The 9,682-nt window shown below is 69.8% G+C and carries 7 protein-coding genes; all 7 read left to right on the top strand.

All coding sequences use genetic code 11. The annotated features are described in order from the left end of the window. The first annotated feature begins 969 nt into the window (after window positions 1-969). The 7 genes from ADK41_RS01060 to ADK41_RS01030 all read left to right on the top strand — a co-directional run bounded on the left by ADK41_RS01060 (window position 970) and on the right by ADK41_RS01030 (window position 9,675). Entirely contained in the window at window positions 970-1,551 is a 582-nt protein-coding gene (locus ADK41_RS01060; protein WP_051707805.1) for a hypothetical protein, read from the top strand. 369 nt (window positions 1,552-1,920) lie between these two features. Beyond that, on the top strand, window positions 1,921-2,484 hold the full coding sequence (locus ADK41_RS01055; protein WP_234318538.1) for a hypothetical protein: 564 nt from the start codon (window positions 1,921-1,923) through the stop codon (window positions 2,482-2,484). After that, window positions 2,481-3,386, top strand: a complete 906-nt coding sequence (locus ADK41_RS01050) for an N-6 DNA methylase (protein WP_030819404.1) — start codon at window positions 2,481-2,483, stop codon at window positions 3,384-3,386. The genes ADK41_RS01055 and ADK41_RS01050 overlap by 4 nt, the downstream gene beginning before the upstream one ends. 76 nt (window positions 3,387-3,462) lie before the next feature. Next, on the top strand, window positions 3,463-4,119 hold the full coding sequence (locus ADK41_RS01045; protein ID WP_030819406.1) for a hypothetical protein: 657 nt from the start codon (window positions 3,463-3,465) through the stop codon (window positions 4,117-4,119). Between the two features lie 345 nt (window positions 4,120-4,464). Then, entirely contained in the window at window positions 4,465-5,433 is a 969-nt protein-coding gene (locus ADK41_RS01040) for an SAV_2336 N-terminal domain-related protein (RefSeq protein WP_030819408.1), read from the top strand. Between the two features lie 193 nt (window positions 5,434-5,626). After that, window positions 5,627-7,687 carry an NAD-dependent DNA ligase LigA gene (gene ligA, locus ADK41_RS01035; protein WP_030819410.1) on the top strand — a complete coding sequence of 687 codons (2,061 nt, stop codon included), beginning with the start codon at window positions 5,627-5,629 and terminating at the stop codon, window positions 7,685-7,687. 239 nt (window positions 7,688-7,926) lie between these two features. Beyond that, complete coding sequence (locus ADK41_RS01030; RefSeq protein WP_030819412.1) at window positions 7,927-9,675, top strand: hypothetical protein; 1,749 nt, start codon at window positions 7,927-7,929, stop codon at window positions 9,673-9,675. Window positions 9,676-9,682 lie beyond the last annotated feature (7 nt).

The following is a 9,682-nucleotide window of genomic DNA, read 5'->3' as shown; positions in this document are numbered from 1 at the left end:
TAAACGGCAGGTAGGGCGTCCACGCAGGTAGCTGGGGCCAGTCCAGCGCCTCTGCTCGCGGCGAGGAGTTGGTGACCGCGCACGACCGCAGCGAGTTCGAGCGATCCGACGTCACCAGCTCGCAGAACGGCGCGGACGACAACGGCGACCTGAACTACCCGAAGGAGTAGACAGCCACGGTTGGAAGCCCGAGATCGGAGCTCTGCCGAAGACGTTCCCAATCCATCAATGCATTGACTCATAGATGGCGCGCAATGTGACCTGCGACGACGACCACTCCCGGTGCGCAGAAGCGCCCCTATACCGAGGCCCTTGAGATGTCTCGGGTGTGCTTGTCCCCCTCGGTGGCGAGCAACGGGGAGAGCTTCGCGGTCGCGGCGGCATTGCGCCTGGCCGCGGGGCACGGCGTACGGGGAGTGGTCACCTACGCGGACCCCGTCCCACGGCTGCGGACCCTGTCGGACGGACGCACGGCCGGCTCGCCCCGAGGGCACCTCGGGATCATCTACCAGGCCCTCTCCGCTACCTACACCGGCCGCAGCACGGCGCGGACGGTCATCGTGCTGCCGGACGGCCAGGTGCTCCCAGCACGGTCGATCGCGAAATTTGTCGCCGGTGACCGCGGTGCCGACGGGTTCGAGCGGCGCATCGTGGCCCTGGGCGCCTCGGAGCGACCTGCGGGTGCTAGCCGACGGGCCTGGCTGCACAACGCGCTGGAGCAGATCGGAGCACGGCGCTCGCGGCACCCTGGGACTCACCGCTACGCCCTGCCTGTGGGGCGTAATCGGGCAGAACGGTCGAGAGCAGTCTTCGGCATGCCCGCACTCCCGTACCCGAAGTGGGCAGACGCCCGTCTCCCTGCCTAGCTTGTTGCTTATTCGTGTTCCAATGTGTAATGTGATGGTTGTGATCGAGCGGCGCCCGCGCTGCTCTCACCGTCATCTCTGCCCGTCACCCCGAGGAACAACCGTGGACACTTCCATCCCCGAACGCAAGGCTGCTCGCTACGCCGCGGCGCTGGAGGCCGGCGTCAACATGGATTCCGCGCGGGAGTGCACCCTCGCGGACCGTGCCGCATGGGCCAGTGCGGCGCTGGAGGCCTACAACAGGCAGGCCCCCAATGCTCTGTTGCCCGTCCCCAAGCTCGCCGAGCGGGTACGGCTCGGCGTCCTCGCGGCCGAGACGATGGCCCAGATCGCCTTCCACCGCCCCGACGAGCGGGTCGTGAACGACCAGGAAAGCGCCGATCGCGTGATCGGAGATCTGGTCGCTCAGGTCTTCTGCCTGACGGACGGGCGGGTCACTGCCCATGAGCTCCACCAGGCTGCTGAGGGACTGCGCAGCGAGGCATATCCCGTGAAGCTCGACGTCCTGTGCGCCGTCGCTGCCGCGGGGGCTGAACGGGAAGCTGCCATGCTCGCGGCGCTCCTGGACGCGGCCCAGTCCTTCGGGTGTGACGTTCCCGGGTTGGTCGACAGCGCCCGCGCCTACTTCGAAACCCTCAAGGCCGAGGAGGAGGGAGAAGTGGAGACCGAGGCGGCGCGCGCCTGAGTCCCGCCGGGGAGCGAGGGCGGGCCCCGGCTGCTGCGTTCGCTCCCCGGCTTGGCCGCCCACAGGACACACCTGATGAAGCTGGTCATCCCTACCTTCGAGCAGCACTGACGCGTCTCCGCACTCGAGTCACCGCGACGAGGCCACTACCGAGATCACCAGCCGCCTCACCCGGGACGCCTTCTACGTGCCCGGACGTGATTGGCAGGGCGCCGAAACTCGCAGGTGCATGGCCGAAGTCTTGGGCCTCACCTACGGCACCGGCACCGGCCTTCACCGCGCCCGGCCTCGCTGCCACGCCGCACCCACGAACTGACGCGCTCGGCACGGACCATTCGCCAGCATCCCGCCGCCCCCAGGAAGGGCCCCATGGACACCATGCACCCGGACACCCATGCTCAGCAGCACTGGTACCTCGCCACCCTCGGTCACAAGGCGCTGGTGCGGGAGCTCGCCTCGCTGGGGCTCCCCGCCTCCGCCGCTACTCACGATCCGCTCTCCCTCGCCGGACGGTGCCTGATCGCCGACCCGATCGGCTACCCCGAAGCTCACCGGGCCGCAGAACTGGTCCTGGCCCCGCTGCACACCGCCCAGACGTTCACCGCCACCGTCACCGACGAGGACAACGCCCTTGAACACACCGGCGTCGTGCCGGTCCTTGAAGAGCGCCAGGCCGGAGCCGTCACCGGCTGGTACGCCGAGCTTCTCCTCTTCGAGCACAGCACGCGGCTCAACAAGGCCGCTTACCGCCTGTCCCGGATGCCCGGAGACCCGACCTGGATCATCGACAGCGACTTCCTGCCCAGCGGCCATCCCGGGATGCTGCGGCCCTTCGGCTCGCGGCGCCCGGGAAGCGGCAAGCGGACCCTCCTGCCGCCGTTCGTCGCCGAGCTCAACCGTCTCATCGCGCAGGGGCCTGGGAGCGCGGCGTGACCCTATACGGCATCCCGCCCGCCGGTATGCGCCGCGCCATGGCGCCCGAAAGCGGGCGGGACCACGCCCACGCCATCGCCGAGGCCGCGCACGCCTGGTGGACCTCCAACCGCGGAGGCTCCAGCGACCGCGCCATCGCGGTCGGCACCCTGGCCGCCCTCGCCCTCTGCGCGCCCTCACGACCGGACGGACCCGACTACGGCCCGCTCCTGCTCCCCCTCGACGACGAACAGCTCGTCGACACGTTGCGAGCCGGCTGGAACTCGTTCTGGACCTACGACCCGGACCTGACCGAGGCCGCCCGCCCGCTCCACGACTGGCTCTCCCACCCCACCGACAACGCCATCCGCGGCCTGGCCGAATACGCCCGGATCCTCCTGCGCGCAGGACTGCTGGAGTACTGCTCCGACACCGCCCGCGCCGAGGCCGACGATGTCCTCGGCCTGCTCATCACCCGCATGCGCAGCTACAGCGAACGGCAGAGCACCGGTGAGTTCTTCACCCCGGCCGTCGTCACCAACTTCATGGGCGACACGCTGTTCTCCGCCGACCGCAAGCCCGGTGACCTGTTCCTCGAACCCGCCGCGGGCACAGGGGCCATGGCCCGGTCAGCTGCCGCCACGATGCGGTTCTTCGGCACCGACCCCGCCCTCTACCACTGGTGGCTCAACGACCTCGACCCGCTCAACGCCGCCTGCTGCGCCGTGAACGCCCAGCTGTGGAGACTCGGCAGGCAGGTGACCGTCTCCTGCGGCGACGCCCTGAACCATCCTCGGCTCCTGGAGCAGGCCGTACGAGAGCGCGCCGAGCGGGCGACGTCCAAGCAGAAGGCCCGGCCGGTGCTGTACCCCACCACGACTCGCCCGCCGTTCTGGCCGTGGAACTTCGTTCCGCCCTCCTGATCCGACCCGGCGGCCGTGCCGCATCCCGCCGCCGGCCACCGCTCACCCTCACCCCTGCTCGATACGGAGCCTCCTCATGGTCATCAACACCACACCCTCGCCCGCCATCGCCACCTTGGTTCCCGACTCCGAGGGGCACGGCACGGTTCTGAGGATCGTCTACGCCCATCACCTGGACGGCGAGTCCCTGGCCTTCCAGCTCTTCCACCGGTACGTCCACCGCCTGCAGGCAGGCTCCCCGCTCCCGGACGAGATCACCCGCTCCGAGGTGATGACCCTCCTCGGCGAACAGGGCGCGGACTGCGCCGAGGGCTGGCACTCCTCTGCGAACGAGCCCACCGAGGAGGCCTCGGCCGAGGCGTGGCAGTGGGTCTGCGCGCAGGTGAACCGCCTGTTCCCCGGCCTGTCCTGGAAGGTCGAGCCCGACCGGCGCATGAACATCCCCGGGGTAGACGACGACAAGGTCGCCGACATCGTGATCCGTGCCCGCCCCCTGGCATCGGACGTGACCCGCCCCGCGACCATGTTCGATCCCGCGCTCACGTACTACGCGGACGGAACGCACGTGGTGATGCGGCGGGGGACGGAGCGCTCTGGGCGCACCTTCGGTGTGGCGGAAGGTGCCGCCCCGTACGCCCACCAGGCCGTGCGCTGGGACGACGTGGGAGCCGACTTGGTCGCCCCCCACGTGCTGCGTCGCGCCGAGAACACGCCCCAGGACGGCGTGGCGTAAGCGGACGCAGGGGCCGGCGTTCGGAAGGCGGCGCCGTGGCTTCTGGGATTCTCCGACGGCCGAGTCCGGGAGAGCGCAGGGGCCACGGTCCACCCCGGCGATCAGGCGCTCGTGACGGACTCAGGTCAGGGGAGCGACGCACAGTCTGTTGCGTATTACTGTTTCAATATGTATAGTAGTTGTCGTGAGGGCGGGGAGCGCCCTCGTTCAAGCCAATCCGAAGGAGCCGCTCACGCGGCTCGCCCTGGCCGTGGCACTCCCCTCGGCGGCCGGGGCCGCGAGGCCCGGACCGACTTCCCTCCGTGGTCCGGGCCTCGCCCCCTCCACAGGCCCCAAGGAGACGACGTGACCATAGGGACGGACACAGACACAGCCCTGAACAGCGCTTCGGGGTACCGGCTGCGGCTTGTCTTCGATGCCGGTCCCACGATGCCGATGTGGCGGCCGCTGCTGCGCAAACTGCGCCAGTCCCTGGCGCAGAGCGGCCACTTTCAGAGCGTGACGGTGTCCGTCCTCATGGCCGACGGCACAGTGCGCGGGCGAGAGGGTGCGGGCGACCGACTGGTTACCCTCGTGCTCAGCGACTGCTCCGGTCCGCAGTGGTACCCCGGCCCGGCTGGTGAACGCTGGTACGGGACTTTGGGCGCCTGGGCGCGTGTGCGGCCGGTGGCGGTGGTACAGCCGCTGCCGGAGCGCATGTGGCAGCGCACTGCACTGCCCGTGATGCCCGGTCTCATCCATACCCCGGCCGCCACAGCAGCCAACTCCGAACTGAGCTTCACGGCGTACGACAACGCGCCGGACATGGGAGCGGACAGCATTCCTGTTCCTGTCCTGGAGCCCGCTTCTCCCTGGCTGGACAACTGGCTCGCGCTGATCGATGGCCGTGCCGAGGTCCCGGCGGCAGTCGCGTTCGTTCCTCCCGCACTCCCGGCCGAAGGGGCCACCTCCCCGACGACACTCACCGCCGAGGAACTGGTCCTCCGCTTCCGCGCCACTGCTTCCCCCGAGGCATTCCGTCTCGCGGGCCACTTGGCGGCAGGCGTCCCCCAGTTGCCCGCGATGCACATCGTGCACAGCTCTGTCGAGACGACTCCGTGCCCGAGCCACCTGGCCGAGGTGATTCTGAGCGGCATGCTCCGCGCAGTCCCCGGTTCCCCCGGCAGCTACGCCTTCCGAAAGGGCGTTGCCTCCGTGCTGCTGCGCACGGTGCCGCGTTCCTCGCTCGCCCGCACGGTGGCTCGGCTCAGGGAAGCTGAGTCGTCAACGCGGCGCGCTCTGGTGAGCGAGGAGGCTTCGCGACCTACCGGCTAGGCGTGCGGTCTCCCGATCCACCACTATCTTCCGCTGCTGCCTCCCTTCCCTCTTCAACGCGCTTGGGGCGTCCCGCGTAAACGGCCGCCCCGGAGCGAAGTCAGCCGCCCATCTCCGGTGGCCCGTGTTGCCCTGCCCGCCGTCGCATCCGGGCCGGCGGCCATTGTCAGACCCCTAAGAGAGGATCACCCTCATGACGACTCTTCCCGCCGTTCAGGCGCAGTTTGCCGTGTCCAGCCGCACCCAGTACGAGGCTGCGATCGAGCGTCTGCGTGAAGCCTCTCAGGCGTATGAAAAGGGCGTCAGCGTCCTGGACGACGCCTCGTACGACCAGCTCCGGCGCTCCGTGCAGGCCTGGGAGCAGGCGAATCCCGGTGAAGTGTCCCCCGACTCCCCTATCGAGCTGGTCGCCGACGGCGCGGTACCGGGCGGCGACGTCGCACACACCACGCCTCTCCTGAGCCTGAACAACGCCTTCGACGCCGACGACCTGATGAAGTGGGGGGCGTCGCTCCAGAGCCGTCTGGGGCGCGCGCCGCAGGGCGGGTACGCCGTGGAGCCGAAGATCGACGGCGCCGCCGTGGCCGCTCGGTATCGTGACGGCCGTCTGGTACAGCTCATCACTCGCGGGAACGGCAGCCACGGCGAGGACGTCAGCCACGTCATCGGCCAGATCGACGGTCTTCCCGAGCAGCTGGCCGTGCCTGCCACCGTCGAGGTCCGCGGTGAGGTCGCCTTCACGCAGGAGCAGTTCGAGAAGGCGAACGAGGTCCGTGCCGCTCACAACGCGCAGGTTTTCGCCAACCCCCGCAACGGCACGTCGGGGACGCTGCGGGCTAAGGACCGTCCGTACCGGCTTCAGATGACGTTCTGGGCCTACGGCGCAGTCGAACTGGACGGCGTATCGTTCCTGCCCGCCGGAGCCACGCACGCCGAGACGCTGGCCGCTGTGGCCGCAGCCGGTATCCAGACGACCGCGGACTCCCCGGCCGGACTCCACGTCGTCGCCGACCTGGCCGCCGCCCAGGAGCGGGTTGACGCGATCGCCGCCATGCGTGCGGGCCTGCCCGTCGGGATCGACGGTGTGGTGATCAAGATGAACGATACGGCGGAGCAGGCCGTGGTCGGGGTCGGCACCCGTTTTCCTCACTGGGCCATCGCGTTCAAGCTTCCGGCGGTCGAACGGCACACCGTGCTGGAGGACGTCGTGTGGGAGACCGGGCGCACCGGGACCCTCGCGCCGACCGCGATTCTCGCTCCGGTGGAGATCGACGGCTCCACCGTCACCCGGGCCACGCTGCACAACCCCGCCGACATTCGCCGGCGCGACCTCCACATCGGTGACACCGTGACGGTCTACAAGGCCGGCGACATCATCCCGCGGGTGCAGGGGGCCGTGGTCCAGCTGCGTCCGGAGGGGGCCTTGGAGGTGCCGCTGCCGGAGGTTTGCCCGAACTGTGGCGGTGAGATCAACAAGGCGCAGGAGCGGTGGCGGTGCGCGAAGGGCACCGCGTGCGCGCTCCCGGCACTCATCGAGTACGCCGCGCAGCGCGAGATGCTCGACATCGACGGCCTCGGGAAGACCTACGTGGCGGCCCTGGTCGCGTCCGGCGACGTCAGCGACGTCGCCGATCTGTTCACCCTGACCGTCGAGCAGCTCACCAAGGCGGCCAAGAGCGCCAAGCGGGCCGCCAAACTCGCCGAGCAGATCGAGGCCGCCAAGGCCCTTCCGCTCAGCCGGGTCTTCTGCGCACTGGGCGTGCTCGGCACCGGGCGCAGCATGTCCCGCCGCATCGCCCGGCACTTCGGAACCATGGAGGCCATCCGGCAGGCCGACGCGACCGCTCTGCAGGGCGTCGAGGGCATCGGCCCTGAGAAGGCCCCGGTCATCGTCGAGCAGGTCGCCGCCCTGGCACCCGTCATCGACAAGCTGATCGCCGCGGGCGTCAACATGACCGAGCCCCAGGAGGCGTCGGCGGCGGAGGGTGCAGGTCCGCTGGCGGGCAAGGTCGTGGTGGTCACCGGCAGGATGAGCGGACCGCTGGAGGCTTACGGACGGTCCGAGATGAACACCCTGATCGAGAAGGCCGGCGGCCGTCCGGGCAGCAGCGTAAGCACGAAGACATCCATCCTCGTCGCTGCCCCGTCAACTGGAGGCAAGCCGAGTTCGAAGGCAGTCAAGGCGGCCGAACTCGGCGTCACGGTCCTCACCCCGGAGGCCTTCGCCGAGCTGGTTGCCGACTTCCTGGCCTGACGCAAGGGACCGGGGCGGGCGTCGCACAGTAAGGGCGGCCCCGCCTCGCCGCCCGCGCGGCCCAGCGCACCGAACGGCCGAGCCAGGACACGTGCCCGCTGACCGGGTACCGGCCGGGCGAGGCTCCCACTCCGTGCGATGTTGCCTATTTCCGATTCAATGTGTACTGTCATTCCATCGCCTGGTGCTCGGCACCCGCGACCTTCTCCCCAACTCCCCCGCGTCCAGGTAGGGATGGCATGCACTCGAACACGCCCGAGCTGTCGGACTCCGAACTTCTGGCGATCGCGGCCCGGGCCGCCAAGCGGGCCCCGAAGAAGCCCAACGATCTCCTGATCCTCACCCAGCTCCAGTTGGAGCTCTACCGAGAACTGCACGCATCAGTAGGTCAGTTGGTACGGCCGCCCGTCCCGGCCGAGATCTCACCGTCATCCTCGGCGCGGGTGCGGAGCGCCATCGACGCCATCCTCGCCGAGGAAGAGGAGATGGCCGTCTTCCGGCAGATGTACGACCACCTGGCCCTCGCGGCAGGAGACCGCCAGGTGGCCGACCGGATGCTTGCGCTGTCCAGCGGCCAGCACGGTCCGGGCGGCTCGTTCCTCAAGCGCATGCTGCGGTTCGCGGTGGCCGACGCGTACGCGAACACGGTCCAGATGCTCGTCGTCGACTTCCTGAGAACTGCGGACAAGCAGACGATCCGCGCGGTGCTGGCCCAGCTCGCGGGCATGGAGTGGACGCTTGATCCGGACGACAGGCACCAGCGAATGACCCCGCCGGACTTCGTCGTGAACGACGCCGACGCCGAGATCCGCCGTTTTCGCGAACTCGGCCTGATTCCCGGTGACGCCCACCCGGGCCGGAGTCTGGCACGCTCGGACGAAGTGACCTGGGAGGTCCCCGACCAGCACCGCATCCGAACCTGGCGGCGCCGGTACGTGGAGGCCCACAGGCAGAGTCTCGACTGGGCCCGGGCGAAGGCGGAGGAGTACCGCTGGGAGCGCGAGCGACTTGCTCCCTACGGGCACCCGGACGGCCTGGAGGCGGCCGTCGTGTTGCAGCTCCGACAGGAAGCCGACCGGGCCGCCTCCGCCCGTCTCTTCCAGATCGACGATTCCCTCGGCCGGATGGCCTTGCGCCGCGTGATGCGGCGGGCGGAGAAGACGACGACCCCGTTCGATCCCGCCCACCTTCCGACCTCGCGCGGCATGCTGTTCCTCGACACTCCCCTCGCACTGCCCACCGGCCGCCGCATCGTCGGCTATGTGTGGGGCCCGTGGTCGCCCAGGGCCGAAGAAGGCTGGTGCATCGTGCGGCCGGACCAGTTCCTGGAGCCGGTGGACCCTCCGCACGACGACGCCCCCTGGACATGGGTCACTGCGCTGACGTGCGACCAGTCGCTGCTGAAGCTGCCGTGCTCGCCGTACGAGACCCTTCTCGCGCGCCCCGGCGACGTTCTGGACCCCGAGACCCGGCATCGCGACCCGGCCAACCCTGAGCGCTACCTGAGCGGCTCGGGCCGCCAGGGCTGCCAGGAACTGATGCTCCGCCACGTGCGGGCCCTGTGGGAGCTGCTGACCCAGCACAAGCGGTCCACAGTGCGGGTTCTCGCCCACCAGGTCCACCAGCTCAAGCCCAGCAAGCGCGATGCCGAACGGCGACGGGGCATCTCCGACTCCGGCCAGGTCGAGAACTGGTGGGTGGACCCGGACGCGGGCGAGCGCTACCAGGAGCAGCAGCCGCGCCAGCCGCGCGAGGGCGGAACCGGCCGCACGCTGGCCGTCCGCTACTGGCGGGATGAGCATGAGCGCCAGCAGTGCCCGAACTCCCACCAGCACGCCGCCCTTGAGGCGGTGAAGCCCGGCAGCTGCCCGCACTACGAGATCACCATCCCCGAGCACCCCGTCGGACCCGCCGACGCTCCGTGGTCCGACCGGCTGCGCCACGCCCGGCATCGCCCCTCGGCGCCCCGGCGCACCTCAGACACCTGACAGCCCC

It is taken from the genome of Streptomyces caelestis, from assembly GCF_001279005.1.
In the GTDB taxonomy this organism is placed as follows: domain Bacteria; phylum Actinomycetota; class Actinomycetes; order Streptomycetales; family Streptomycetaceae; genus Streptomyces; species Streptomyces heliomycini.
Note: the sequence above shows the minus strand (reverse complement) of the source record. Positions and strands in the feature narration are given on the sequence as shown.

Coding starts and splice junctions, on each gene's coding strand:
- ADK41_RS01055 (WP_234318538.1), top strand. CDS start 1,921: ATGGACACCATGCACCCGGACACCCATGCTCAGCAGCACTGGTACCTC.
- ADK41_RS01045 (WP_030819406.1), top strand. CDS start 3,463: ATGGTCATCAACACCACACCCTCGCCCGCCATCGCCACCTTGGTTCCC.
- ligA (WP_030819410.1), top strand. CDS start 5,627: ATGACGACTCTTCCCGCCGTTCAGGCGCAGTTTGCCGTGTCCAGCCGC.
- ADK41_RS01030 (WP_030819412.1), top strand. CDS start 7,927: ATGCACTCGAACACGCCCGAGCTGTCGGACTCCGAACTTCTGGCGATC.